Consider the following 25,468-nt stretch of genomic DNA (forward strand, 5'->3'; position numbering starts at 1 on the left):
ATTCCAAATGTAGGAGTGAGCCTGCTCGCGATAGCGTCCGTACAGACAAAGCAGGTTATTTGGAAAGAAACCGCATCCCTTCCTCAAGCCCGCGCAACGTCAACGGATACATCTGATCCTCGATCAGATCCCGCACGATATTGGTCGATGAGGTATAGCCCCAGGTATCTTTCGGATACGGGTTGATCCAGATGAGCTTCTTGTACTTCTCCATGAAGCGCTGCATCCACACGTAGCCCGGCTCTTCGTTCCAGTGCTCGACACTGCCGCCGGCCTGGGTGATTTCATAAGGCGCCATGGCTGCGTCACCGATGAAGATCACTTTGTAGTCGGCGCCGTACTTGTGCAACAGATCCTGGGTCGAGGTGCGCTCGGAGGTGCGGCGCATGTTGTTCTTCCACACCGATTCGTAAACGAAGTTGTGGAAGTAGAAATACTCCAGATGCTTGAACTCGGTCTTGCAGGCCGAGAACAGCTCTTCGCAAATCTTCACATGCGCGTCCATCGAACCGCCGATGTCGAACAGCAGCAACAGCTTCACGGTGTTGCGTCGCTCGGGGCGCATCTGGATATTCAGCAGACCGGCGTCCTTGGCGGTGTGGTCGATGGTGCCGTCGATGTCCAGCTCTTCTGCCGCGCCTTGGCGGGCGAATTTGCGCAGTCGGCGCAGGGCGACTTTGATATTGCGCGTGCCCAGTTCCACCGAATCATCGAGGTTCTTGTATTCGCGCTGATCCCAGACTTTCACCGCTTTGCCTTGGCGTTTGCCGGCATCGCCAACGCGAATGCCTTCCGGGTTGAAGCCACCGGAGCCGAACGGGCTGGTGCCGCCAGTGCCAATCCATTTATTGCCGCCGGCGTGGCGTTCCTTCTGTTCTTCCAGACGTTTCTTGAACTCTTCGATCAGCTTGTCCAGACCGCCGAGGGACTGGATCTGCGCGCGTTCCTCGTCGCTCAGCGAGCGCTCGAACTCCTTGCGCAGCCAGTCTTCGGGAATCAGCGCCTGCAAGTGATCATCGAGCTTTTCGAGACCATTGAAGTAGGCGCCGAACGCGCGGTCGAACTTGTCGAAATGGCGTTCGTCCTTGACCAGAATCGCCCGCGACAAGTAGTAGAACTCGTCCATGTCGGCGAAGGTCACGCGCTGTTTCAGCGCGTTGATCAGGTCGAGCAACTCGCGCACGGACACGGGCACCTTGGCGGCACGCATTTCATTGAACAGGTTGAGCAACATGGCATCAGCCTCTTAGCGGGTGCCGCGACGGCTCATGAACGCCAGGCGCTCAAGCAGTTGCACGTCCTGTTCGTTCTTCACCAGCGCACCGGCCAGCGGCGGGATGGCTTTAGTCGGATCACGTTCGCGCAGCACCGCTTCGCCGATGTTGTCGGCCATCAGCAGCTTGAGCCAGTCGACCAGTTCCGAGGTCGACGGCTTCTTCTTCAGGCCCGGCACCTTGCGCACATCGAAGAACACGTCCAGCGCTTCGCTGACCAGATCCTTCTTGATGTCCGGGTAGTGCACGTCAACGATTTTCTGCAGGGTGGTGCGGTCGGGGAAGGCGATGTAGTGGAAGAAGCAGCGGCGCAGGAAGGCATCCGGCAGCTCTTTTTCATTGTTAGAGGTAATGATGATGATCGGGCGCTTCTTGGCCTTGATGGTCTCGTCGATCTCGTAAACGTAGAACTCCATCTTGTCGAGTTCTTGCAGCAAGTCGTTAGGGAACTCGATGTCAGCCTTGTCGATTTCATCGATCAGCAGAATGACCCGCTCTTCGGACTCGAACGCCTCCCAGAGCTTGCCTTTCTTCAAGTAGTTGCGCACGTCGTGGACTTTTTCATTGCCCAATTGCGAGTCGCGCAGGCGGCTGACCGCATCGTACTCGTACAGGCCCTGATGGGCTTTGGTGGTGGATTTGATGTGCCAGGTGATCAACTTGGCGCCGAACGATTCGGCCAGTTGCTCGGCGAGCATGGTCTTGCCGGTGCCCGGCTCGCCCTTGACCAGCAGCGGTCGCTCCAGAGTGATGGCGGCGTTGACCGCCAGCTTCAGGTCATCGGTGGCGACGTAGGCCTGGGTGCCTTCGAACTTCATCTGCTAATCCTCGAACGGTAACGCCGACCTGACGGGCAGGGCGGGGGCGAAATAATCGGATGCCCGACTATAACGCGCAGGCCGGTCGACTGTGAACGCAGACGGCTTATTCAGTCTCTGAATGGGGCGTCACATGTTGACTCAGTCTCGGCCGATGGCCGGTATTCAGGCCTCGTTGATTTGACGATAGCCTTCAGGATGTCCACTGAATCTGTGGCGAGGGAGCTTGCTCCCGCTGGGCTGCGAAGCAGTCCCCATGTGCCTGGAGGCGCTGAATTGATGCTATCCATGAAACGACCACGCTTGGCGGCAGTTACTGCACTCTCTGATTGCCGGCTTGCACTGGACTTTGTTGATGGTCGAGCGCTGACACTCGATTTGAGTCGAGATATTCAAACGTGTAAGCAGTTGCAGCCCTTGCTTGATCCCCAAGTCTTTGCGACTGCCATCTTGGGCGATAAAGGTTGGACCGTTGAATGGCCGGCCCCGGATATTCAGATTGGCGCCGATACTCTATATCTGGATGCTTTTCCAGAAATGAACCCTAACCCGCATCCGGCTTCGGCCGCTCATACCGCGCATTGAATGCCTGTACGAAACCATTACGCAAAATCTGCAAAAACGCTTCGAACGCGCTGATATTTTGCTGATGTACGTTGCCTCTGAGCTCAACTTTGGTGGCGAACTGGTTTTTCGCCTGGTTCTTCAGCACGGTTTCCGTGCCGCCCACCAGCGCCTCCCAGACCGAGCGGAAAATGCTCTTGTTCTTGTTTTCCACGTCCTGCTGCCAGTTGAACACTTCGACATCGCGCAGCAGCGGTTTGATGTAGCCGTTGACCTGGGCCTTTTTTGCCTGGGCTTCGATCACCACGTCACCGTGGCCGGCGTTGAAGTCGAACTTGCCGTAGGCCGAGGCGAAGTCGTTCATTCGTTTAAGTTCGATGTCTTTGGCGCGCAGACGGAATTCGAAGTCCTCGAAGTTGCTCAGCGGGTCGAACGTGGCGGTGGTTTCCAGCGGTGCATGCCCCAGCAGCAGGGCTTTGCCTTCAAAGCGGGCGTCGCGTTTGCCCTGTTTGTCGACTACGTTGGTCAGGTTGTAGATGCTGGCGTCGACGTTGGTCGCGTTCATGTTCACTGGTGGTTTTGAGTTGAAGTTGCGGAAGCTGATCTTGCCGTCTTGAATCTGTACTTCGTCGAGGGTGATCGGCAGCAATTTACCCAGTTGCGCGCGCCAGTCGGTTCCTTGACCGGTCTGGGAGTTCTGCTTGTTGGCCCCGCCATCGACGAAATTGATCTCGGGATTGACGAATTTCACTTGCGCCACCACAGCATGGTCGTACCACAGCGAATGCCAGCTGACCGCCAGATCGATCAGCGGTGCGTTAACGAATGGTACCGGTACCTTGCCGTCGACCTTGACGATTTTCAGCCCGTTGATCTTGTAGGCGCCGCGCCATAGGGCCAGATCGACATCAGTGATCTGGCCCCGATAATCACCCATATCCGCGAGTTTGCCGTTCAGGTAGTCGCGCACCATGTAAGGCAGCGCAATATGCAGCGCGATCAGCAGCACAACGACGACGGCGAAAATCCCTAGTGGCCAACTGTAGCGACGCTTCATGACGGCAATTCCCTGACGATGTAAGCGATTGACTATTGCCTGGCGCAGTCGTTCGACCCGACTGGACTGCGCCAGGCAACAGGCATACCTTTGAAGGCTGAATTCAATGCTGCATAAGGACCCAGCCATGAGCCGTATTTTTGCTGACAACGCCCATTCCATCGGTAATACGCCGCTGGTGCAGATCAACCGTATCGCGCCGCGTGGCGTGACTATTCTGGCCAAGATCGAAGGGCGCAACCCCGGTTATTCGGTCAAGTGCCGGATCGGCGCCAACATGATCTGGGACGCCGAAAGCAGCGGCAAACTCAAGCCGGGCATGACCATTGTCGAGCCTACGTCGGGTAATACAGGCATTGGCCTGGCATTTGTGGCTGCTGCCCGTGGTTACAAATTGATGCTGACCATGCCGGCCTCGATGAGTATCGAGCGTCGCAAGGTTCTCAAGGCTTTGGGCGCCGAACTGGTGTTGACCGAGCCGGCCAAGGGCATGAAAGGCGCCATCGAAAAGGCCGCCGAGATCGTTGCCAGCGATGCCGATAAATACTTCATGCCGGCGCAGTTCGACAACCCGGCCAACCCGGCGATTCACGAAAAAACCACGGGTCCGGAAATCTGGAACGACACCGATGGCGCCGTCGATGTACTGGTCGCGGGCGTCGGCACCGGCGGAACCATCACCGGTGTTTCGCGGTATATCAAGAATACCCAGGGCAAACCGATCCTGTCGGTAGCGGTGGAGCCGATGTCATCGCCAGTAATCACCCAAGCGCTGGCCGGTGAAGAGATCAAACCGAGCCCGCACAAGATTCAGGGGATCGGTGCCGGTTTTGTGCCGAAAAACCTTGATCTGTCGATGGTGGACCGAGTCGAGCAGGTCACCGACGACGAATCCAAGGCCATGGCGCTGCGCTTGATGCAGGAAGAAGGGATTTTGTGCGGCATCTCCTGCGGTGCAGCGATGGCGGTAGCAGTGCGTCTGGCTGAGACTCCGGAAATGCAGGGCAAGACTATCGTGGTGATTCTGCCGGACTCCGGCGAGCGTTATCTGTCGAGCATGTTGTTCAGTGATCTGTTTACCGAACAGGAGACGCAGCAGTAACCGAGTTGATTCAGGTCAGCCAGGGTTCAGGATCGTTATGCTAATAAATGCTTTGTTGCGCAATTCTTAACACTGAATCTTGTGTAAGGCGGGTTTTGCCCGGCGCCGGTAGTGTTTATCATGGCCGGCTGCCATGCCGGGTAAAGGGCATTGCGCAGCGTTGTCTTTATTCAAGGAGTCGTTGATGACCTTTTCGTTAGCCGCCAAGGTATTGGTGCTGCTGCTGTTTGTGGGCAGCATCCTGTATGTGCATTTGCGCGGCAAGGCGCGTTTGCCGGTTCTGCGCCAGTTCGTCAACCACTCGGCACTGTTCGCCCCGTACAACGCCTTGATGTACCTGTTCTCCGGCGTCCCGTCCAAGCCGTACCTGGATCGCAGCAAGTTCCCGGAACTGGATGTGCTGCGCGACAACTGGGAAACCATTCGCGACGAAGCCATGCATTTGTTCGATGAGGGCTATATTCGCGCGGCGGAAAAGAACAACGACGCCGGTTTCGGCTCGTTCTTCAAGAAGGGCTGGAAGCGTTTCTACCTCAAGTGGTATGACAAACCTCTACCATCTGCCGAAACCCTGTGCCCGAAAACCGTGGCGCTGGTCAGCGCGATTCCCAACGTCAAAGGGGCGATGTTTGCGTTGCTGCCGGGGGGCAGTCACCTGAACCCGCATCGTGACCCGTTTGCCGGCTCGCTGCGCTATCACCTCGGCCTGTCGACGCCGAACTCCGACGATTGCCGGATCTTCGTCGATGGCCAGGTCTACGCCTGGCGTGACGGCGAAGACGTGATGTTCGACGAAACCTACGTGCACTGGGTCAAGAACGAAACCGACCAAACCCGCGTGATTCTGTTCTGCGACGTCGAGCGTCCGCTGAGCAACCGCTTCATGACCCGCATCAATCGCTCGATCAGCGCTTGGCTCGGCCGTGCGACCGCACCGCAGAACCTTGATGATGAACGCGTCGGCGGGATCAACCAGGCCTATGCCTGGAGCAAGAACTTCAGCGACAAGTTCAGTGGCGTGGTCAAACAGTGGAAGCGCCGTCATCCGAAGGCTTACCGCGTGATGCGGCCGGTGTTGGCAGTGGTGGTGTTGACGTTGTTGGGGTATTGGCTGTTTGGTTGAGGCTGAATCGCAGGCAATAAAAAACCGCTCCTTGAGAGCGGTTTTTTTATGAAGAGAAGGTGAACGAAGCGCCAGCGAGGACGCCTCCTGGCTCTTCCGCGGCTGGGTTCACCAATGCTTCTCTGATTCGGTGCAACTCCCGTTCAGACAACTTTCCGGAAGAGCGTTTTCTATCAGCTTTTATCGATCTGGCGCCTGGCGCTTTTTTTTCAACGGCAGCCTTCATGGTGTCTCCGGCGTTGATCATTAAATGAGCAGTTGTCCGATACTAGTCTTAGTCAATTAGCCCTTGTCCCCCATGGTTTGGTGTCGCGATTGCAATCCAGCCTATTCACCTTGCGGCCAACTGTCCCTGCTGGCCCTTTGTCCAAATCATTGCAATCCATGTCCCACGCTGGTTATAGTCGGCGCTCGTGAGTCGTATGCCTCACGCTCCACCCTCTCAAAAAAGATCTGCGCCAATGCCTGCATCCCTCATCAACGCGGTAGTCGATTCAGCGGTCAACGCTGGCGTCGTGCCGTGCGGGAATCAGCAGCCCAAGCAGATCAGTCATTACCCTCCACCTGTCAGTAGCACGCCGGTGTGCGCAGTCGTATCACCGCCGGGCGTTGGCGTTTCGGGCTGATCGGCAGTTTCTGCTGACCCCTGCGCCCGCCAGAAAAACCTACTGAATTTCAGCTTCGGCTGAGTTGGCTCCTTGCCTGACTACAGGTGGTATTCATGTTTGTCCTTTCGAAAAAATCCGCGCTCGCGGCTGCGTCCACGAGCCTGTTCGTTCTGCTGTGGAGCAGCGGGGCGATCTTCTCCAAATGGGGCCTGGCGCACGCTTCGCCGTTTGCCTTTCTGCTGATTCGCTTTGTGATTGCCCTGTGTGGGCTTCTGCTGTTGGCGCCGCTGCTCAAACTGAAGTTGCCCAAGGGGGGGCGGCCGATGCTGTTTGCGATCGCCACGGGTGTGGTGTTGTTGGGCGCTTATCAGATTTTCTATCTGCTGGCGCTCAACACCAAAGTCACCCCCGGTGTGATGGCGACCATCATGGGCGTGCAGCCGATTCTCACCGTCGTCTTCATGGAGCGGCAGCGCTCGGCCAGCCGCCTGTTCGGTCTGGCGCTGGGGCTGGCGGGGCTGATCATGGTGGTGTACCAGGGCATCAGTCTGGCCGGGATGTCCTGGGCGGGAATGCTGTTTGGTCTGTTGGCGCTGGCGAGCATGACGCTGGGCTCGATCATGCAGAAACGCATCACCGACAATCCCCTCGGCACACTGCCGGTGCAATATCTGGCCGGGCTATTGTTGTGCGGGATCTTCGTGCCGTTTCAGCCGTTCCATTTTGAACACAGCACCGGTTTTATCGTGCCGGTGTTGTGGATGGGGCTGGTGGTCTCGGTGCTGGCGACGCTGTTGCTGTATCGGCTGATCGCGCGGGGCAATCTGGTGAATGTCACCAGTTTGTTCTATCTGGTACCGGCGGTGACGGCGGTGATGGATTATCTGATTTTCGACAATCGCCTGGCAGTGTTGAGTGTGCTGGGGATGCTGTTGATCATTGTCGGTCTAGCGTTTGTGTTCCGTAAAACCAGCTAACAGATCGTCAGGTGGCGGCTTTTAGGCCGCCGATCGCGAGCACGCTCACTCCTACAGGGGAACGCATTCCAATTGTAGGAGTGAGCCTGCTCGCGATGGCCTTTTCGGCAACAGCACAAATTTATCGGGCCGGCACCTCAGCCGACTTCACCACCGCCGGCTTCAACACCAACCACAACGCCGCCGCAATCAACACCCCGCCGTAGACATGCGCCATCGATAACGGCTCATCCAGCAACAACGCCCCCCACAGCACGCCAAACGGCGGAATCATGAAGGTCACGGTCATCGACTTCACCGGGCCGATCGAACTGAGCAGGCGGAAATAAATGATGTAGGCAAACGCCGTGCAGCCCAGACCCAGGCCCAGCAGCGACAGCCAGACATTCCAGCCGCCCCAACTGACGGGTGGAGCGCTGATCACGCTATAAATGAACAACGGCAACAGGAACAACGTCGCACCGAGCATGCTGCCCAGCGCCGACAGACGACTGTCCAGTCCACCGGCCTGATCCAGCCAGCGCCGCGCGAGGAATCCGGCAAAACCATAACAAGTGGTTGCGAGCAGACAGGCAACGGCGCCCATCAACAGCTGCAAGTCGAACGCCACGGGGCCGGCACGGGTCAGCACGCCAACACCGAATAGCCCGAGAAACACCCCACCCAACTTGGCTGCGGAGAGTTTTTCACTGAAGAACAACCCGCCAATCAGTACGCCCATCAGCGGCGTGGTGGCATTGAAAATCGCCGAGTAGCCGGCCGGCAGTACCTGGGCCGCAACCGAATACAGCGTCGCCGGAATCCCTGAGTTGATGACGCCCAGCAGCATCACGGTTTTCAGTTTGCCTTTGAAATCCCAGCGCACGCGCATCAGCCCGAGGATTACCAGCAGCCCTGCAGCCGCAATCGACACGCGAAAGAACCCGGTCGGAATCGTGCCGATCACCGGCGCAATAATGCGCATGAACAGAAAGCTCGCGCCCCATATGGCCGCCAGCGACAACATACGGAAAATATCGACAGGGCTCACGGCGGGTCTCCTTCCTTGATCGGGACGAGAGTGTTGCCGAGCGCCCTGACGAAGGCAACCGCTATTCGGGCATGCAACTTTCCGATCAGATCACAAAGCGTGTCACCAGGCCGTTGAGATCGACGGCCAGACGCGACAGTTCCTGGCTCGCGGCCGAGGTCTGAGTGGCGCCGGCGGCGGTCTGCGTTGAGAGGTCACGGATGGTCACCAGATTCTGATCGACCTCACGCGCCACCAATGCCTGCTGCTCGGCCGCGCTGGCGATCACCAGGTTGCGTTGGTTGATCTGCGAGATCGACGCGGTGATTTTTTCCAGTGCCTGACCGGCACTGTTGGCGCGGCGCAGCGTCTGACCCGCCTGTTCGGCACTGCTCTGCAACGCGCCAACGGTTGCCCCGGTGCCTTGCTGGATGCTGCTGATCATCAGCTCGATTTCTTCGGTGGAATTTTGCGTGCGTTGGGCCAGCGAACGCACTTCATCGGCGACCACGGCGAAGCCGCGGCCGGCCTCACCGGCCCGAGCCGCTTCGATCGCCGCATTGAGCGCCAACAGGTTGGTCTGCCCGGCAATCCCGCGAATCACCTCCAGCACTTTGCTGATGTTCTGCGCCTGCGTGGCCAGACCCTCGGCTTGTCCGGAAGCACCGAGTACCGCATCGACCAGTTGCTGAATCGAGCTGATGGTTTCGCTGACCTGTACATGGCCGTGCTTGCTGTCTTCGTTGGAGGCAGCGGACGCTTCGGCGCTGGACACAGCGTTGGCGGCGACTTCATCCACTGCTGTGCTCATCTCGGTGACCGCCGTGGCGGCTTGTTCGATTTGATCGTTCTGCTGCTGCAGGCCGCGAGTACTTTGCTCCATCACCGAACTCATTTCCTCGGCAGCGGAAGCCAGTTGCTGTGCCGATTCGCTAATACCGCGGATGGTCGAGCGCAGATTGCCCTGCATCTCGGCCAAGGCGTCGAGCAACTGCGACGCCTCATCTTTGCCGCTACTGATAATTTCGCCATTGAGATTGCCGGCAGCAATGCGCCGCGCCACATTCAGTGCCTGATTGATCGGCGTGGTGATGCTGCGGGTCAGCAACCAGGCCAATAGCAATGTGGCAATCAGGGCGACCACGATGATCGTTGCGACGATCCATAATGCCTGCTGATACATCTGCGCAGCGGCTTTGGCGGCGGCATCCGCGCCTTGTTGGTTGAGGCTGATCATCTGCTCCAGCGTCTTGTCGAGCACAGTGCCCTGCGGTGCCAGTTCGTTGCTCAAACGCGTGGCAGCCTGCTCGTTCTGCCCCGCGTCAATCTGGCTGACAATCTGATCGAGAATGCTCAGGTATTTGCCAACGGCCGCGTTCAAGCCGTCGAGCATCGCTTGTTCCTGATCACTGGCGATCAAGGCTTTATGATCGTTGAGGCGTTTGAGCAACTCCTCACGTTGCGCCTTGAGGATGCCGTTGCTTCGGTCGCGCACAGCAGGCTGGGAGTTGGTGATCAGACGCAACGATTCGAGACGGATGCTGGCGATGTTCGCCGCCGCGTCATGAATGCTCTCGATGCTCGGCATCCATGATTCTTCGATCACCGCAGCACTTTCGCGCAGGGTTTTCATCTGGCCCAGACCGAACAGGCCGACCACCACCAGCAGACTGGCCAAAACGGCGAAGCTCAAACTGGCGCGCAAACCTATGCGCAGATTCCGGATAGACATCAGTGTGCTCCTTGATCTTTGAGGGGGGAGGTCGTCCTCGTCAGCGAGGATCTTGTTATGAGGCGGGTGATGGCGGGCTATATATCAAAGTGCCACTATTTTGGTAAGACCAATCTGGGGGTGTCGTTGAGGGGGCGTGAATTTGCAGCAAAACCACGGCCTAGACGCGTCTGCTTTGTATTGGATCCGAAGCCCAGAGAATTCGCGGGCTGGCGCGGAGCGGCAAGAAGGATTGCTCAGGCGATTAGCTGACCGAACGGTCGATTAAAAAAACTTTGCAAAAAATGCTTTTGGCGTCAACCCCGGCGCAGATTTGGCAGAAATTGCACTTCACCTGTGTGCGCATCCGTAGCTAAGCTCAGGCACAGATTTCCAAATGCACGCCGAGGTCTTATTTATGCCGCAGCAATGGCCAGCCACCGACATCGCCCGCATGATCCTCGATGGCTTTGACGATTACCGCGAGCATTTCCGGCGGATCACCGACGGCGCCCGGGAGCGCTTCGAGCAGGCGCGCTGGCAGGAGACGCAAACGGCGTCGGCGGCGCGGATCAATCTCTATGAAGAAAAGGTCAGCGAAACCATCGCCCGTCTGCGTGAATACTTCGATGACGAAACGCTGATGAATGTCAGTTGCTGGCCGCTGGTGAAAAGCGCCTACATCAGCGTCATCGACCTGCGCTTCGACGATGAGCTGTCCGAGACCTGGTACAACTCGATTTTCTGCGGTCTGTTCAGCCATGACCTGATCAGCGACGGCTGCATGTTCATCCACACCACGCGTCCGAGCCTGCGCCGCGCCCGCGCCGCGCAAACCCGCACGTACAAACCACAGGGACAGCTGTCGGGGATGCTCGCGAGCATTTTTGCCGACTATCGTTTCAGCGAGGACTACGCCGATCTGCCCGGCGATTTGCTTCGCCTCGAAGCACAACTGCGCGACAATCTGCCGGACTGGGTGTGCAAGGACCCGGAACTCAGCGTCGAGCTGTTTTCCTCGGTGCTCTACCGCAACAAAGGCGCGTATCTGGTCGGGCGTATTTACACCCGCGACGAGCAGTGGCCGCTGGTGATTCCGCTGCTGCACCGCGAAGGACGCGGGATCCAGATCGATGCGCTGATCACCGACGAAGCCGATGTGTCGATCATTTTCTCGTTCACCCGTTCGTACTTCATGGTCGATGTGCCGGTGCCGGCGGAATTCATCGGTTTCCTGCGGCGCATTCTGCCGGGTAAGCACATCGCCGAGCTGTACACCTCGATCGGCTTCTACAAGCACGGAAAATCCGAGTTCTACCGTGCACTGATCAATCATCTGGCCAACACCGACGACCAGTTCATCATGGCCCCGGGCGTACGCGGCATGGTCATGAGCGTGTTCACCCTGCCGGGCTTCAACACCGTATTCAAAATCATCAAGGACCGTTTCTCGCCGTCGAAAAACGTCGACCGTGCCACGGTGATCGAGAAGTACCGGCTGGTAAAAAGTGTCGACCGGGTAGGGCGCATGGCCGATACCCAGGAGTTTGCCGACTTCCGTTTTCCGCTGAGCAAATTTGATCCGGCGTGTCTTGAGGAGTTGCTGGAAGTCGCACCGTCGACGGTGTCGGTCGAAGGCGACACGGTGCTGATCCGCCACTGCTGGACCGAGCGGCGAATGACCCCGCTCAATCTGTATCTGGAAAACGCCAACGACGCGCAGGTGCGCGAAGCGCTGGAGGATTACGGCCTGGCGATCAAGCAACTGGCAGCGGCGAACATCTTTCCCGGCGACATGCTGCTGAAGAACTTCGGCGTCACCCGGCATGGGCGGGTGGTGTTTTATGACTACGACGAGATCTGCTTTCTGACCGAAGCCAACTTCCGCCACATCCCAGCGCCGCGCACGCCGGAGGACGAAATGGCCTCCGAACCGTGGTATTCGATCGGGCCGCTGGATGTGTTTCCCGAGGAGTTTCCGCCGTTCCTGTTTGCCGATTCCGGGCAGCGCAAGTTGTTCGATCAGTTGCATGGCGAGTTGTATAACGCCGATTACTGGAAGAGCCTGCAGGAGGCGATTCGGGCGGGGAAGGTCATTGATGTCTTTCCGTATCGGCGCAGAGGCTTGGATAACGAGTAAGCCCTGAAACCCTCACCCCAGCCCTCTCCCAAGGGGAGAGGGGGCCGACCGAGGTGTCTTGGGTCAAACGCCGACCTGAAAGATTTTGGCGATTATGGATTCGGTGATGCACGTTCAGGTCGGCGAAGCTGGCAAAGTTGACTCGGTCGGTCCCCTCTCCCTCCGGGAGAGGGCTAGGGTGAGGGCAGCAATCCCCCAGACACGCCACAAATCCGCCAAATCTGCGACAATCCGCCCCCTGCATAAATAGACGACCGAATTGCCTACCCGATGACCGACGAATCGCCCTCCATCGACAAACTGCTGAAAAACCTCGATCACGCCATGCTCGCCGACCGTCACCGGCTGCGGCGGCAGTTGCTTGAGCTGCGCAAGAAACCCGACGAGGCCAAGCTGGCCCAGTGGGTGACGCGCATGCAGGCGTCCTGTGATCAGGTGCTGGCGCGCAAGGCGAGCCTGCCGGTGATTCGTTACGACGACAGTTTGCCGATCGCCGCCAAGCGTGACGAAATCAAGAAGGCGCTGGAGCAGCATCAGGTTCTGATCATCGCCGGCGAAACCGGTTCGGGTAAAACCACCCAGTTGCCGAAAATCTGTCTGGAAATCGGTCGCGGCCAGCACGGTCTGATTGGCCACACGCAACCGCGCCGAATCGCCGCACGCAGCGTCGCCAGCCGCGTTGCCGAGGAACTCGGCACGCCGCTCGGTTCGCTGGTCGGCTATCAGGTACGTTTCGAGGATCAAAGCGATTCCAACACCCTGATCAAGCTGATGACCGACGGCATCCTGCTCGCGGAAACCCAGAACGATCGCTACCTCGAACGCTACGACACGATCATCGTCGACGAAGCCCATGAACGCAGTCTCAACATCGATTTCCTGCTCGGTTACCTGAAAACCCTGCTGCCGCGTCGCCCGGATCTGAAAGTCATCATCACCTCGGCGACCATCGATCTGGAGCGTTTCTCCAAACACTTCGATGATGCGCCGATTGTTGAAGTGTCGGGCCGTACCTTCCCGGTGGACACCTGGTATCGCCCGCTGACGCTCGAGCAGGACGAAGAGGGCAACCGCGTCGAGGATGACCTGACCGTCGATCAAGCGATCCTCGCCACCCTCGACGAAATCGCCGCCTATGAGCGCAGCGAACGCCGCAGTCCCGGTGACGTGCTGGTGTTCCTGCCCGGCGAGCGTGAGATTCGCGACGCTGCCGACATGCTGCGCAAGGCACAAATCAAACACACTGAAATCCTGCCGCTGTACGCGCGCCTGTCGCCGGCCGAGCAGCAGCGGATTTTCCAGTCGCACCCGGGCCGTCGCGTGGTGCTGGCGACCAACGTCGCCGAGACTTCGCTGACCGTGCCAGGCATCCGTTATGTGATTGATAGCGGCACCGCACGCATCAGCCGCTACAGCTACCGCGCCAAGGTACAGCGCCTGCCGATCGAAGCGATTTCCCAGGCCAGCGCCAATCAGCGTAAAGGCCGTTGCGGTCGGGTCGAGCCGGGCATTTGCATTCGGTTGTACAGCGAAGAAGATTTTAACGGGCGCCCGGAATTCACCGATCCGGAGATTCTGCGCACTAACCTCGCGGCAGTTATCCTGCAGATGCTGCATCTGCGCCTCGGCGAGATCACCGCGTTTCCGTTCATTGAACCGCCGGATGGCAAGGCGATCAGTGACGGTTTCAACCTTCTGCAAGAACTCTCTGCAGTCGATCGCAACAGTCAGTTGACGCCGCTGGGTCGGCAGTTGGCGCGCTTGCCGGTCGACCCGCGCATGGGCCGCATGCTGCTCGAAGCGGCCAAGCTCGGCAGCCTGCAGGAAGTGCTGATCGTCGCCAGTGCGATGTCGATTCAAGACCCGCGCGAGCGGCCGCCGGAGCGTCAGCAAGCCGCCGATCAGGCCCACGCGCAATGGAAAGACATCGATTCGGACTTCGCCGGTTTGGTGAATCTGTGGCGTGGCTTTGAAGAGCAGCGCCAGGCGTTGACCGCGAGTCCGCTACGCAACTGGTGCCGCAAGAATTTCCTCAACTATCTACGCTTGCGCGAATGGCGCGATTCCCACCGCCAGTTGAGCCTGATCTGCCGTGACATGCAGCTCAGCCTTAACAAAGAGCCGGCGGATTATCCGAAACTGCACAAAGCGGTACTGGTCGGTTTGCTCAGCCAGATCGGTCAGAAAACCGAGGACGGCGATTATCTTGGTGCGCGTCAGCGGCGTTTCTGGATTCACCCGTCGTCGGGCATCGGCAAGAAGCGCCCGCAATGGCTGATGACCGCCGAACTGGTGGAAACCACCAAGCTCTACGCGCGCATGGTCGCCAAGATCGACGCCGACTGGATCGAGCCGCTGGCCGGGCACCTGATCAAGAAAAACCACTTCGAACCGCATTGGGAGAAGAAGCGCGGCCAGGTCGTCGCGTTTGAACAGATCACCCTGTTCGGGCTGATCGTGGTCGGCCGCCGCCCGGTGCATTACGGTCCGGTCGATCCAGTGGTTTCGCGTGAGCTGTTTATCCGTGAAGGTCTGGTGCGTGGCGAGATTCAGTCGAAAGCCAAGTGTCTGAGCGCCAACAAACAACTGCTGGAACAGCTCGACGAACTGGAAGCCAAGGCCCGTCGCCGCGACATTCTTGCCGACGAAGAAACCCTGTACGCGTTCTACGACGCGCGTTTGCCGGCGGAGATTCACCAGACTGCGACCTTCGACAGTTGGTATCGCATCAACAGTCAGAAAGACCCGCAACTGCTGATCATGCGCGAAGAAGACGTGCTGGCTCGCGAGGCCAGTGAAGTCACCGCGCGTGATTACCCGGACACCCTGCACATCGGTGATCTGGAACTGGCGCTGACCTATCACTTCGAACCCAATCACCCGCGTGACGGCGTGACCCTGCGCGTACCGGCACCGCTGTTGCCGATGCTGCCGCCGGAGCGCCTGGAATGGCTGGTACCGGGGCTGATCGAAGCCAAGTGCATCGCCCTCGTGCGCAACCTGCCCAAAGCTTTGCGCAAGAACTTCGTGCCGGTGCCGGACTTCATCAAGGCTGCCTTGCAACGTATGACCTTTGCCGAAGGTTCGTTGCCGCAAGCGCTGGGCCGTGAATTGCTGCGCATGACCGGCGCGCGGGTCAGCGATGAGGCGTGGGCAGAAGCCGAGCTAGGCGTCGAGGGGCATCTGCGGATGAACCTGGAAATCGTCGACGGCCAGGGCAAGTTCCTCGGCGAAGGCCGCGATCTGGCTGAGCTGACCGCACGGTTTGCCGAAGCCAGTCAGGCCGCGTTGGCCGTGCCGCAAAGTGCGAAAAGCCAGCAACCGGTAGAGGCGAAAGTCTTCGCGCCGGTGGCAGAAAAGACTCAACAGAAGATCGCCGGGTTGTCGATGACGGTGTATCCGGCGCTGGTCGAAGAGGGCGGTACGGTCAAGGAAGGGCGCTTTTCGACCCCGGCCGAGGCCGAGTTCCAGCATCGCCGCGCGTTGCAGCGGTTGTTGATGCAGCAACTGGCGGAGCCGGCCAAATTCCTGCGCGGCAAGTTGCCGGGGCAGACCGAACTGGGCTTGCTCTATCGCGAGCTGGGCCGCGTTGATGCGCTGGTTGAAGACATTCTGCTGGCGAGCCTCGACAGCTGCATTCTCGAAGGCGAAGACCCGTTGCCCCGCGACGGCGCCGGTTTGGCGGCACTGGCCGAGCGCAAACGCGGCAACTGGACCGAGCATGCCGAGCGCGTGGCCCGGTTGACGCTGGAGATTCTCAAGCTCTGGCACGGTCTGCAAAAACGCTTCAAAGGCAAGATCGACCTGGCGCAAGCCGTGGCGCTGAATGACATCAAGCAGCAAATCAACAATCTGGTGTATCCGGGTTTTGTCCGCGAGACGCCGATGCAGTGGCTCAAAGAGTTGCCGCGTTACTTGAAGGCGGTCGAGCAGCGTTTCGAAAAGCTCGGTGCGCAGGTGCAGAAGGATCGCGTCTGGAGCGGCGAACTCGCCGGCCTCTGGACGCAATACCAGACCCGCGCAGCGAAACATGCGCAGGAAGGCAAACGCGATCCGCAGCTTGAGTTGTATCGCTGGTGGCTGGAGGAATACCGGGTCTCGCTGTTCGCCCAGCAGTTGGGCACGAAAACGCCGATTTCAGACAAACGCCTGAACAAGCAGTGGACTCAGGTCGAACCCTGACCTTGAGCCGTACGCAATCCCCTGTAGGAGTGAGCCTGCTCGCGATTGCGGTGTGTCAGTCACATTATCACTGGCAGACAGACCGCTATCGCGAGCAGGCTCACTCCTACAGGGGGATCGCGTTTAGAAGGAGAAAGGCGCCAAAAGCCCACGTTTATGGCAAACTTCGCGACCATAAACGCCGGTTTCGCGACCCAGAGCCTTCGGCCGGGGTGCGAGACGGAATAAAGCGATGCCAGGTTTGCGTCCCCCGGATGGGAATAGACCCTTTGTGTGTTGGTACGACGGTTCCAGCACTTTCTGCCTGAACAGATTAGAGAAACGACCATGCATAACGTCGTCATCAGCGGCACCGGCCTGTACACCCCGGCCAACAGCATCTCCAACGAAGAGCTGGTGCAGTCTTTCAATACCTACGTCGCCCAGTTCAACGCCGACAACGCCGACGCGATCGCCAGCGGCGAAGTCCAGGCCCTGACCGAATCCAGCGCTGCGTTTATCGAAAAGGCTTCCGGCATCAAGAGCCGCTTTGTCATGGACAAGGACGGCATCCTCGATCCACAACGCATGGCTCCGTGTCTGCCGGAGCGCTCCAACGACGAATGGTCGGTGCTCTGCCAGATGGCCATCGGCGCTGCCGAACAGGCCCTGCAACGCGCCGGCAAAACTGCCGCTGATATCGACGGCGTGATCGTCGCCTGCTCCAACCTGCAGCGCGCCTACCCGGCCATCGCCATCGAAGTCCAGGAAGCCTTGGGCATTCAGGGCTTCGGTTTCGACATGAACGTGGCCTGCTCCTCGGCCACCTTCGGCATCCAGGCTGCGGCCAACAGCGTGCAACTGGGCCAGGCCCGGGCGATCCTGATGGTCAACCCGGAAGTCTGCACCGGGCACCTGAACTTCCGTGACCGCGACAGCCACTTCATCTTCGGCGACGCCGCCACTGCCGTGGTCATCGAGCGCGCTGATACAGCGACCTCCAAGTACCAGTTCGACGTGGTCAGCACCAAACTGCTGACCAAGTTCTCCAACAACATCCGCAACAACTTCGGCTTCCTCAACCGTGCGGCGGAAGAGGGCATCGGTGCCCGCGACAAGCTGTTCGTGCAGGAAGGCCGCAAGGTGTTCAAGGACGTTTGCCCGATGGTTGCCGAACTTATTGGCGAGCATCTGCAAGAGAACCAGCTTAACGTCGGCGACGTGAAGCGCTTCTGGCTGCACCAGGCCAACCTGAGCATGAACCATCTGATCGTGCGCAAGTTGCTTGGTCGCGAAGCCACCGAAGAAGAAGCGCCGGTGATTCTCGATACTTACGCCAACACCAGTTCGGCGGGTTCGGTCATTGCTTTCCACAAATATCAGGATGATCTGGCGAGCGGTTCGCTGGCGGTGCTGAGTTCGTTCGGTGCCGGCTATTCGATTGGCAGCGTGATTCTGCGCAAGCGTTGAAAATTGGTTTAATTTCCTCTTAATCGCGCCGACTTTTCCTACATCCGAATCGGCTCAAACGCTGTAATTTTTCGGAAATGGCGGCAGGTGAAGACCTGCCGCCGTCATTTTCGAAATCGGAACAAGGGGATTGATGGATGGCGGCTGACGAGACCCAACTGCTTGTGCGCCTGCTGGCAGGTGAACAACAGGCTTTCAAGGAACTGGTGACGACCTATCAGAGCGCCATGCGCGCCGTGGCATATGCGATTGTCGGCCAGCGTCATGTCGAAGAAGTGGTGCAGGACGCCTGGCTTTCCGTCGTGCGCCATATCGGCAGCTTCGAAGGTCGCTCCAGTCTCAAGACCTGGCTGTTGACCATCACGGCCAACTCAGCCAAAAGCCGTTATAAACTGAATCGCCGCGAAGTGTTGATGGATGATTTGCCATCGCCCCACGGCACCATTGATGACGACCGCTTTTTTTCCGGTGACGGCCATTGGCTGGTCGCCCCGTTCGCCTGGCACCAGGACACACCGGAAGCGCTGCTGACCGAGAGCGAATTGCGCGAATGTCTGGAGCACACCCTGTTGAATCTGTCGGAACTGCAAAGCAGCGTTTTGCTGTTGCGAGAACGGCAGGGGCTGGAGTTGGAGGAGATCTGTAATCTTCTGGAGATCTCGCTCTCCAATGTCCGTGTGCTGCTGCATCGTGCGCGGCTGAAAGTCTTCGCGACCGTGGAGCATTTTGAGGAGACAGGAGAATGTTGACCTGCAAGGAGCAAGTGGCACGATCCAGCGATTATCTCGATGGCCAGTTGAGCTTTCGTGAAAAGTGGATGGTGCGTCATCACCTGATGTTTTGCCCGAACTGCCGGCGTTTCATTCGTCAGATGCGTTTGATGCAAGCCACCTTGAAGGCGCTGCCGGAGCAACCGGAAGAGGGCGTGGATGCCTTGGCGGAACGCCTGGCGGCGCAGCGGCGGGACGATAGCCCGTAAAAAACACAGCCCGGTGCAGCGTCAGCGAACGGATGATGGGGATCGCTGTAACTGCACCGGGCTGCAGGAAAATCAGCTTCGATCGACAAGTCGCAAGGGGAGCGGTGACTTGCAGTTTGTTGCTCGAAGCTTGTCGCTGTTTTCTTAGAACTTGGCTTCCGCGTCCAGCTGCAGGGTGTTGGCGTCAGCATCACGCTGGGTACGGCTGGCGAAGTCGGCCTTGGTCAGGAAGTACGTAGCGCCAATGGCGAAGTTCTTGTCGATGTCGTAACCGACCTTGAACTTGTGGCCACGGGAACCAGTGGTGCCGTTGGCGAAGTCGGAGTCGGTGAAGGCGCCGACCACGGCGTTGCGCTGCACGTCACGATAGTTGTAATCGAGGTTCAGGCCGAAGACTTTCGACTTGGCACCCAACAGCCACGCGGTGTCCTGATCGGTCACGGCGTCGTTGTTCTTCACGTACTGGCCGTAGAACGACAGTGGCATCGGCAGACCGCCGATGTCGACCTGGCTGAACCCTTCATACAGACGGAATTCGTTGTTGGCCGAGTTGCCATTGACCGCCAGGGCGCACGGGGTGGAAGTGCCGGTGCAGCGGCTGTCTTCGTCGTTCTGGTAGGCGTAGACGCTGCCGCCCAGGGTCACTTTCAGGTTGTCGCTGATGTTGAAGCGGCTACCCAACTGGCCAGCGGTCAGACGCAGGTCGTGACGGAATTGCACGCCATCGCCGTCGACGTTGTCCTTGAGGTTGTAGTTACCCAGGCTGCCGAACAGTTCGGCGCTGCTGCCCAACGGGTATTTGTAGGTAACGGCCAGACCTTCCGGGTTGATGTCGCTATCCCAGATCACGTCGCCCATGCTGACCCACGGCTGAAGCATCTTGCCGCCGATGATGTGCAGGTTCTTGATCTGATCCGGGTGGTAGTCGATGTAACCCAGGTCGAGCCAGATCTGCTTCTTGTCGAAGTAGTTGTCCTGATCCTGGTTGGTCGAACGGGCATCGTCGCCGCCGCCGGTGGCGATACGGATGCCGGTGTCGACCTGTGGGTTGATCTCGGTGTAGGCGCCCAGACGGGCACGGATGCGCTGACGATCCTTGTCGCGGCCGCCGTTGTTCGGTTCGCCGTCGATCTTGATGGTTTCCTGACGGATACGCACATCGCCTTTGAACTGGGTCTTGGCCGCCCAGGCGAGTTTCTGGTCGAAGACGCTTTTTTCGTTGGTTTTCTTCGCAACGGCGGCGACTTGTTCGTTGGTCTCTTGCTGCGCCTGCTGCGCGATTTGCTGAGCCTTCTGATCCTTGGCCAGTTCAGTTTGCAGTTCGATGTACTGCGCCTGGGAAATGGAACCGTTAGCCTTGAGCATGTCGAGCAGTTTGGCGTCGACTGCAGCACTGGCCGGAACACTCATGGCCAGCAACAAGCCACCGCACAGGGCCGCCGCAGTTTTCGTGGAAGCAAGACGCATAGCAATCTCCGAAGATGAGAGGGGATGGCACAGCCATCCGGGGCACAACCGACGATTCGAGCGTCGGAAAACAGTGTCCGGGTAGAACCCGGCGCTCTAAAAACAGGCGCCAGTATCGCGATGGTTTATGACAGAGCAGTGGCACAGTGATGGCAGGTTGATGACGATATCGATTCGCCCTGAACTATTGATCTAGAGCGCTGTCGGCCGATTGCGGGTGTGCAAAGCCGCGCAATCGGCGATACTCGCCGGGCGCTGAAGTCCTGTTGTGGAGAGCTTGTTGATGCCGTTGCAACGCCTGCAAAACCTGTCGGAAATCGCCTCGGCAAGCTGGGATGCACTAGTGCCTGAAAGCCAGCCATTTCTGCGCCACGCCTTTCTCAGTGCGCTGGAAGACAGTGGTAGCGTTGGCCCCCACACCGGCTGGCAACCGGAGCATTTGCTGCACATCGAAGATGATCGACTGATCGCCGCGTTACCCAGTTATCGCAAGTGGCATTCCTACGGCGAGTACGTGTTCGATCACGGCTGGGCCGACGCCTGCGCCCGTGCCGGCATCGATTACTACCCCAAGCTGTTGACCGCTGTGCCGTTCAGTCCGGTGAGCGGCCCGCGCTTGTTGGCGGCCAATGTCGAAGACGGTTTCGAACTGCTCAAGAGCCTGCCGGGTTATCTGGAAATCGAAGGGCTTTCCAGCGCGCACATCAATTTCACCGACGCTTTCACCGATGCTGCGATGGCCGAACAGCCTGGTTGGCTGCAACGTATTGGCTGTCAGTATCACTGGCAGAATCGCGGCTACCGCGACTTCCAGGACTTTCTCGACGTGCTCAGTTCGCGCAAGCGCAAACAGATGCGCAAGGAACGCGAGCAGGTGGCGGGGCAGGGTTTTGAATTTGAGTGGCTGGAGGGGCGCGAGCTGGACGAGGTGCAGTGGGATTTCGTCTACGCCTGTTACGCCAATACCTACGCGGTGCGCCGTCAGACCCCGTATCTGACGCGGGAATTTTTCAGTCTGTTGGCCGAGCGCATGCCCGAGGCAATCCGCGTGGTGCTGGCTAAACAGGGCTCACGGCCGGTAGCAATGGCCTTCAGTCTGGTCGGTGGCGACAGTTTCTACGGGCGCTATTGGGGGTGCCTGGCGGAGTTTGATCGACTGCACTTCGAGACCTGTTTTTATCAGGGGATGGATTATGCAATTGCCCAGGGTTATCAGCGTTTCGATGCTGGCGCTCAGGGCGAGCACAAGTTGATTCGCGGGTTCGAACCGGTGATCACGCATTCGTGGCATTACCTGCTGCATCCGGGTCTGAAAGCAGCGGTGAAGGATTTCCTGCAACAGGAGCGTGCCGGCATCCTTGCGTATGCCGAAGAAGCGAAAACAGCCTTGCCTTATCGCCAGACATAGATCCTTTGTAGGAGTGAGCCTGCTCGCGATAGCGATCTGTCAGAGCCATTGATGTTGACTGACACACCGCTATCGCGAGCAGGCTCACTCCTACAAGGGGATCTCAGGCACCCCTCAGGTTTCTTCTTTGCCCAACCACCGATAAATCCCACCACCGACCACCGCACCCATCAACGGGGCGACCCAGAACATCCACAACTGCGCAATCGCCCAGCCGCCGACCATCAGTGCCGGTCCCGTGCTTCGGGCCGGGTTGACCGAGGTGTTGGTGACCGGAATCGAGATCAGGTGGATCAACGTCAGGCCCAGGCCGATGGCGATCGGGGCCAGCCCGGGTGGTGCGCGTTTATCGGTGGCGCCGAGGATGATTATCACAAACACCGCGGTCATCACTAGCTCAGTGACAAACCCTGCCGCCATCGAATACTTGCCCGGCGAGTGTTCGCCATAACCGTTGGACGCCAGGCCGGCGGCGATGTCGAAGCCCTCCTTGCCGCTGGCGATGTGGGCGATCAGCGCCGCCGCGAGAATCGCGCCGAGCACTTGAGCAATGATGTAAGCGGGCAACTCTTTGGCCGGAAACCGACCGCCAATGAACAGCCCGACCGATACGGCCGGGTTGAGGTGACATCCGCTGATGTGGCCAATGGCAAACGCCATAGTCAGCACCGTCAGACCAAACGCCAGGGCCACCCCCAGCACCCCGATTCCCAGCGGTGAAGACGCGGCAATCACCGCGCTGCCACAACCACCCAATACCAACCAGAACGTACCCAACAACTCAGTGACTGAACGTTTGAACAGAGACATGAGAGGCGTCCTTGATAGCCCTGCTATCGAGACTGCATCGAGTTGTGCATCCTTGCAGACTTTACTACAGGTTCCGTTCCGGAACCTCGGCTGAGTACAGCAGGCTTAACGGATTTCCACCAGATGCAAAAAAAACCGCCAGTGCCCGTGGTTAAAGGGCTGTGGCGGTTTTATCCTGTGCCGATGGCACCTGTAGGAGTGAGCCTGCTCGCGATAGCGGTGTGTCAGCCGACATTAACGGGACTGACACACCGCTATCGCGAGCAGGCTCACTCCTACAGGGGGCTGTGGTGACTGGACGGGTCAGTCGATGCCGACAAACCCCCCGGTCTGATGCGCCCAAAGCCGTGCATACAACCCGCGATGAGCCAACAGTTCAGCATGGGTGCCGCTCTCGGCAATCTTCCCGTTCTCCAGCACCACCAGCCGATCCATGCGCGCGATGGTCGAGAGTCGGTGCGCAATCGCGATCACGGTTTTACCCTGCATCAGGGTTTCCAGGCTTTCCTGAATCGCCGCTTCGACTTCCGAATCCAGTGCCGAGGTCGCTTCGTCCATGATCAAAATCGGCGCGTCCTTGAGCAGCACTCGCGCAATCGCAATGCGCTGGCGCTGGCCGCCGGACAGTTTCACCCCACGCTCACCGACATGCGCATCGAATCCGGTGCGGCCCTCAGCGTCCGACAGCAGCGGAATGAACTCATCGGCGCGGGCCTTGTGCACCGCATCCCACAGCTCGGCATCAGTCGCGTCCGGTTTGCCGTACAACAAGTTGTCGCGGATCGAGCGGTGCAGCAGCGAGGTGTCCTGGGTGATCATGCCGATCCGCGCGCGCAGGCTTTCCTGACCGACTTCGGCGATGTTCTGGCCGTCGATCATAATCCGTCCGCCTTCGACGTCGTACAGGCGCAGCAGCAGGTTGACCAGCGTTGATTTGCCGGCGCCGGACGGCCCGATCAAGCCGATTTTCTCGCCCGGTTTGATGTTCAGATTGAGGTCGCCGATGATCCCGCGCTTCTTGCCGTAGTGAAAATCCACGTGCTCGAAACGCACTTCGCCGCGAGCCACCTCCAGCGGTTTGGCCTGCTCGTGATCGGTGACGCTGACCGGTTGCGAAATGGTGCGCAGACCGTCCTGGACCATGCCGATGTTTTCGAAAATGCCGGTGACCACCCACATGATCCAGCCGGACATGTTGACGATGCGAATCACCAGGCCAGTGGCCAAGGCGATCGCCCCGACAGTGATCAGCGACTGCGTCCACAACCACAGGGCCAACGCCGTGGTGCCGACGATCAACAAGCCGTTCATGGCGGTGATCACCACGTCCATGCTGGTGACGACGCGGCCGGCCATCTGCGCTTTGACAGTCTGTTCTTCGATGGCTTCCTTGGCGTAATGCTGTTCGAAATTGGTGTGGGCGAACAGCTTCAGCGTGGCGATGTTGGTGTAGCCATCGACGATGCGGCCCATCAGTTTCGAACGCGCGTCAGAAGCCTCCACCGAGCGATCTTTCACCCGCGGTACGAAGTAGTAGAGCGCGCCGATGTAGGCGACGATCCACGTCAGCAGCGGGATCATCAGGCGCCAGTCGGCCTCGGCGAACAACACCAGCGAACTGATTGCGTAGATCACCACGTGCCACAGCGCATCCACCGCCTGCACCGCTGAGTCACGTAGCGAGTTGCCGGTCTGCATGATGCGTTGGGCGATGCGCCCGGCGAAGTCGTTCTGGAAGAAATTCAGGCTCTGTTTGAGCACGTAGTTGTGGTTCTGCCAGCGAATCATGCTGGTCATGCCGGGACTCAAGGTCTGATGCACCAGCAAGTCATGCAGGCCGAAGAAGATCGGCCGCAGCACCAGGGCAACCACCAGCATCCACGTCAGTTCGAGGGCGTGGTCGCTGAAGAAATTCGGGTTGGGTGTGCCTTGGGCCAGGTCGATGATGCGGCTCAGGTAACTGAACAGCGCTACTTCGATCAGCGCGGCGAACAAGCCGACGACGAGCAGGGCGGCAAAACTTGGCCAGACCTGCTTGAGGTAATAGGTATAGAAGGGGAGAACGCGGTCCGGCGGAGACGCCGTCGGGGCTTCACGGAATATGTCGATCAGTTGTTCGAAACGGCGATAGAGCATCAGATAACCGCCCGGAGTACGGGCTCTCCTTTTATCGGTGTGAGCGGCGTGAGGTTGAATTCACGCCGCTCTATACGCCCTGTGCAGCTTAGTCGATGACTTTGGCCGACTTGATGATCACAGGGTCGACAGGCACGTTTTGCATGCCGCTTTTGGTGGTGGTTTGCGAGTTGACGATGATGTCGACCACGTCCATGCCCTTGACCACTTTGGCGAACACCGCGTAACCGGCGTCACGGCCCGGATCAAGGAACGCGTTGTCAGCCACGTTGATGAAGAACTGGCTGGTGGCCGAATCCGGGTTGGAGGTGCGTGCCATCGACAAGGTGCCGCGAACGTTGTGCAGGCCGTTGCTGGCTTCGTTCTTGATCGGTGCCTTGGTGTCTTTCTGTTGCATCTGCTGGGTGAAGCCGCCGCCCTGAGCCATGAAGCCCGGGATCACACGGTGGAAAATGGTGTTGGTGTAGAAGCCGCTGTTGACGTAATCGAGAAAGTTCTTGGTACTGATCGGCGCCTTGACCGGGTCCAGTTCGATTTCGATCTGGCCGTTGGTGGTGTCCAGCAGCACGTGCGGTGCTTTGGCCGGCGTGGCAGCCATCAGGTTGGCGGCAAACAGCACAGTACCAGCGGCGAGGGCGAGTTTTTTCAGCATGG

The 25,468-nt window shown here is 58.9% G+C and carries 19 protein-coding genes and 1 pseudogene; 11 read left to right on the top strand and 9 right to left on the bottom strand.

The genetic code is table 11. The features are described 5' to 3' along the window. Positions 1-55: 55 nt before the first annotated feature. Both PspR84_RS07605 and PspR84_RS07610 read right to left on the bottom strand, forming a co-directional pair. Positions 56-1,234 (bottom strand): VWA domain-containing protein, encoded by a 1,179-nt coding sequence (locus tag PspR84_RS07605; protein ID WP_007911295.1) that lies wholly within the window; start codon positions 1,232-1,234, stop codon positions 56-58. Positions 1,235-1,246: 12 nt separating this feature from the next. Further along, entirely contained in the window at positions 1,247-2,092 is an 846-nt protein-coding gene (locus tag PspR84_RS07610) for a MoxR family ATPase (RefSeq protein WP_007911294.1), read from the bottom strand. A 279-nt stretch (positions 2,093-2,371) separates the two neighbouring features. Between PspR84_RS07610 and PspR84_RS07615 the strand changes: the two are divergent. After that, a pseudogene (locus tag PspR84_RS07615) lies at positions 2,372-2,620 on the top strand (DUF2442 domain-containing protein); the annotation flags it as partial. Between the two features lie 16 nt (positions 2,621-2,636). Here PspR84_RS07615 and PspR84_RS07620 read toward each other — a convergent pair. Next, positions 2,637-3,713, bottom strand: a complete 1,077-nt coding sequence (locus PspR84_RS07620) for a DUF748 domain-containing protein (RefSeq protein WP_160056602.1) — start codon at positions 3,711-3,713, stop codon at positions 2,637-2,639. Positions 3,714-3,840: 127 nt separating this feature from the next. Here PspR84_RS07620 and cysK point away from each other — a divergent pair, with 127 nt between their 5' ends. From cysK to PspR84_RS07635, 4 genes are all read left to right on the top strand, one after another. Beyond that, a complete protein-coding gene (gene cysK, locus PspR84_RS07625; RefSeq protein ID WP_127926224.1) occupies positions 3,841-4,815 on the top strand; it encodes a cysteine synthase A in 975 nt (324 codons plus the stop codon). 184 nt (positions 4,816-4,999) lie between these two features. After that, on the top strand, positions 5,000-5,938 hold the full coding sequence (locus PspR84_RS07630; RefSeq protein WP_160056604.1) for an aspartyl/asparaginyl beta-hydroxylase domain-containing protein: 939 nt from the start codon (positions 5,000-5,002) through the stop codon (positions 5,936-5,938). Positions 5,939-6,399: 461 nt separating this feature from the next. After that, positions 6,400-6,564 carry a hypothetical protein gene (locus PspR84_RS29450; protein ID WP_162835961.1) on the top strand — a complete coding sequence of 55 codons (165 nt, stop codon included), beginning with the start codon at positions 6,400-6,402 and terminating at the stop codon, positions 6,562-6,564. A 95-nt stretch (positions 6,565-6,659) separates the two neighbouring features. Further along, the gene (locus tag PspR84_RS07635; protein ID WP_160056606.1) at positions 6,660-7,523 is read left to right on the top strand and encodes a DMT family transporter; all 864 of its coding nucleotides are present in this window, start codon (positions 6,660-6,662) and stop codon (positions 7,521-7,523) included. A 121-nt stretch (positions 7,524-7,644) separates the two neighbouring features. Here PspR84_RS07635 and PspR84_RS07640 read toward each other — a convergent pair whose 3' ends face one another. After that, positions 7,645-8,553 (bottom strand): DMT family transporter, encoded by a 909-nt coding sequence (locus PspR84_RS07640; protein ID WP_160056608.1) that lies wholly within the window; start codon positions 8,551-8,553, stop codon positions 7,645-7,647. A gap of 85 nt (positions 8,554-8,638) precedes the next feature. Further along, positions 8,639-10,264 (bottom strand): methyl-accepting chemotaxis protein, encoded by a 1,626-nt coding sequence (locus PspR84_RS07645; protein WP_160056610.1) that lies wholly within the window; start codon positions 10,262-10,264, stop codon positions 8,639-8,641. Between the two features lie 397 nt (positions 10,265-10,661). On the opposite strand from PspR84_RS07645, the gene aceK reads away from it, so the two are divergent. From aceK to PspR84_RS07670, 5 genes are all read left to right on the top strand, one after another. Further along, positions 10,662-12,383, top strand: a complete 1,722-nt coding sequence (aceK, locus tag PspR84_RS07650; protein ID WP_160056612.1) for a bifunctional isocitrate dehydrogenase kinase/phosphatase — start codon at positions 10,662-10,664, stop codon at positions 12,381-12,383. A 270-nt stretch (positions 12,384-12,653) separates the two neighbouring features. Continuing rightward, complete coding sequence (hrpA, locus tag PspR84_RS07655) at positions 12,654-16,565, top strand: ATP-dependent RNA helicase HrpA (protein ID WP_160056614.1); 3,912 nt, start codon at positions 12,654-12,656, stop codon at positions 16,563-16,565. 327 nt (positions 16,566-16,892) lie between these two features. Beyond that, on the top strand, positions 16,893-18,014 hold the full coding sequence (locus tag PspR84_RS07660) for a beta-ketoacyl-ACP synthase III (protein ID WP_160056616.1): 1,122 nt from the start codon (positions 16,893-16,895) through the stop codon (positions 18,012-18,014). Positions 18,015-18,151: 137 nt separating this feature from the next. Continuing rightward, positions 18,152-18,763 carry an RNA polymerase sigma factor gene (locus PspR84_RS07665; RefSeq protein ID WP_160056618.1) on the top strand — a complete coding sequence of 204 codons (612 nt, stop codon included), beginning with the start codon at positions 18,152-18,154 and terminating at the stop codon, positions 18,761-18,763. Continuing rightward, the gene (locus tag PspR84_RS07670; RefSeq protein WP_160056620.1) at positions 18,757-18,993 is read left to right on the top strand and encodes a zf-HC2 domain-containing protein; all 237 of its coding nucleotides are present in this window, start codon (positions 18,757-18,759) and stop codon (positions 18,991-18,993) included. The genes PspR84_RS07665 and PspR84_RS07670 overlap by 7 nt, the downstream gene beginning before the upstream one ends. A gap of 144 nt (positions 18,994-19,137) precedes the next feature. Here PspR84_RS07670 and PspR84_RS07675 read toward each other — a convergent pair whose 3' ends face one another. Beyond that, positions 19,138-20,460: a putative porin gene (locus tag PspR84_RS07675; protein WP_160056622.1), complete on the bottom strand. Its 1,323-nt coding sequence runs from the start codon at positions 20,458-20,460 to the stop codon at positions 19,138-19,140. A 283-nt stretch (positions 20,461-20,743) separates the two neighbouring features. Here PspR84_RS07675 and PspR84_RS07680 point away from each other — a divergent pair, with 283 nt between their 5' ends. Next, on the top strand, positions 20,744-21,868 hold the full coding sequence (locus tag PspR84_RS07680; RefSeq protein WP_160056624.1) for a GNAT family N-acetyltransferase: 1,125 nt from the start codon (positions 20,744-20,746) through the stop codon (positions 21,866-21,868). Positions 21,869-21,982: 114 nt separating this feature from the next. Here the strand turns inward: PspR84_RS07680 and aqpZ are convergent, their stop codons facing one another. From aqpZ to PspR84_RS07695, 3 genes are all read right to left on the bottom strand, one after another. Continuing rightward, the gene (aqpZ, locus tag PspR84_RS07685) at positions 21,983-22,678 is read right to left on the bottom strand and encodes an aquaporin Z (protein WP_160056626.1); all 696 of its coding nucleotides are present in this window, start codon (positions 22,676-22,678) and stop codon (positions 21,983-21,985) included. A gap of 303 nt (positions 22,679-22,981) precedes the next feature. Continuing rightward, entirely contained in the window at positions 22,982-24,814 is a 1,833-nt protein-coding gene (locus PspR84_RS07690) for an ABC transporter ATP-binding protein (protein WP_160056628.1), read from the bottom strand. An 88-nt stretch (positions 24,815-24,902) separates the two neighbouring features. Next, positions 24,903-25,466, bottom strand: a complete 564-nt coding sequence (locus PspR84_RS07695; protein WP_122608913.1) for a peptidylprolyl isomerase — start codon at positions 25,464-25,466, stop codon at positions 24,903-24,905. Positions 25,467-25,468: the final 2 nt, after the last annotated feature.

The sequence above is a fragment of the Pseudomonas sp. R84 genome, assembly GCF_009834515.1.
Classification (GTDB): Bacteria; Pseudomonadota; Gammaproteobacteria; order Pseudomonadales; family Pseudomonadaceae; genus Aquipseudomonas.

Bases quoted from the DNA above. Each gene is read 5' to 3' on its own strand.
- PspR84_RS07605 (WP_007911295.1), bottom strand. From the start codon at position 1,234: ATGTTGCTCAACCTGTTCAATGAAATGCGTGCCGCCAAGGTGCCCGTG.
- PspR84_RS07610 (WP_007911294.1), bottom strand. From the start codon at position 2,092: ATGAAGTTCGAAGGCACCCAGGCCTACGTCGCCACCGATGACCTGAAG.
- PspR84_RS07620 (WP_160056602.1), bottom strand. From the start codon at position 3,713: ATGAAGCGTCGCTACAGTTGGCCACTAGGGATTTTCGCCGTCGTCGTT.
- cysK (WP_127926224.1), top strand. From the start codon at position 3,841: ATGAGCCGTATTTTTGCTGACAACGCCCATTCCATCGGTAATACGCCG.
- PspR84_RS07630 (WP_160056604.1), top strand. From the start codon at position 5,000: ATGACCTTTTCGTTAGCCGCCAAGGTATTGGTGCTGCTGCTGTTTGTG.
- PspR84_RS29450 (WP_162835961.1), top strand. From the start codon at position 6,400: ATGCCTGCATCCCTCATCAACGCGGTAGTCGATTCAGCGGTCAACGCT.
- PspR84_RS07635 (WP_160056606.1), top strand. From the start codon at position 6,660: ATGTTTGTCCTTTCGAAAAAATCCGCGCTCGCGGCTGCGTCCACGAGC.
- PspR84_RS07645 (WP_160056610.1), bottom strand. From the start codon at position 10,264: ATGTCTATCCGGAATCTGCGCATAGGTTTGCGCGCCAGTTTGAGCTTC.
- aceK (WP_160056612.1), top strand. From the start codon at position 10,662: ATGCCGCAGCAATGGCCAGCCACCGACATCGCCCGCATGATCCTCGAT.
- hrpA (WP_160056614.1), top strand. From the start codon at position 12,654: ATGACCGACGAATCGCCCTCCATCGACAAACTGCTGAAAAACCTCGAT.
- PspR84_RS07660 (WP_160056616.1), top strand. From the start codon at position 16,893: ATGCATAACGTCGTCATCAGCGGCACCGGCCTGTACACCCCGGCCAAC.
- PspR84_RS07665 (WP_160056618.1), top strand. From the start codon at position 18,152: ATGGCGGCTGACGAGACCCAACTGCTTGTGCGCCTGCTGGCAGGTGAA.
- PspR84_RS07670 (WP_160056620.1), top strand. From the start codon at position 18,757: ATGTTGACCTGCAAGGAGCAAGTGGCACGATCCAGCGATTATCTCGAT.
- PspR84_RS07675 (WP_160056622.1), bottom strand. From the start codon at position 20,460: ATGCGTCTTGCTTCCACGAAAACTGCGGCGGCCCTGTGCGGTGGCTTG.
- PspR84_RS07680 (WP_160056624.1), top strand. From the start codon at position 20,744: ATGCCGTTGCAACGCCTGCAAAACCTGTCGGAAATCGCCTCGGCAAGC.
- aqpZ (WP_160056626.1), bottom strand. From the start codon at position 22,678: ATGTCTCTGTTCAAACGTTCAGTCACTGAGTTGTTGGGTACGTTCTGG.
- PspR84_RS07690 (WP_160056628.1), bottom strand. From the start codon at position 24,814: ATGCTCTATCGCCGTTTCGAACAACTGATCGACATATTCCGTGAAGCC.
- PspR84_RS07695 (WP_122608913.1), bottom strand. From the start codon at position 25,466: ATGCTGAAAAAACTCGCCCTCGCCGCTGGTACTGTGCTGTTTGCCGCC.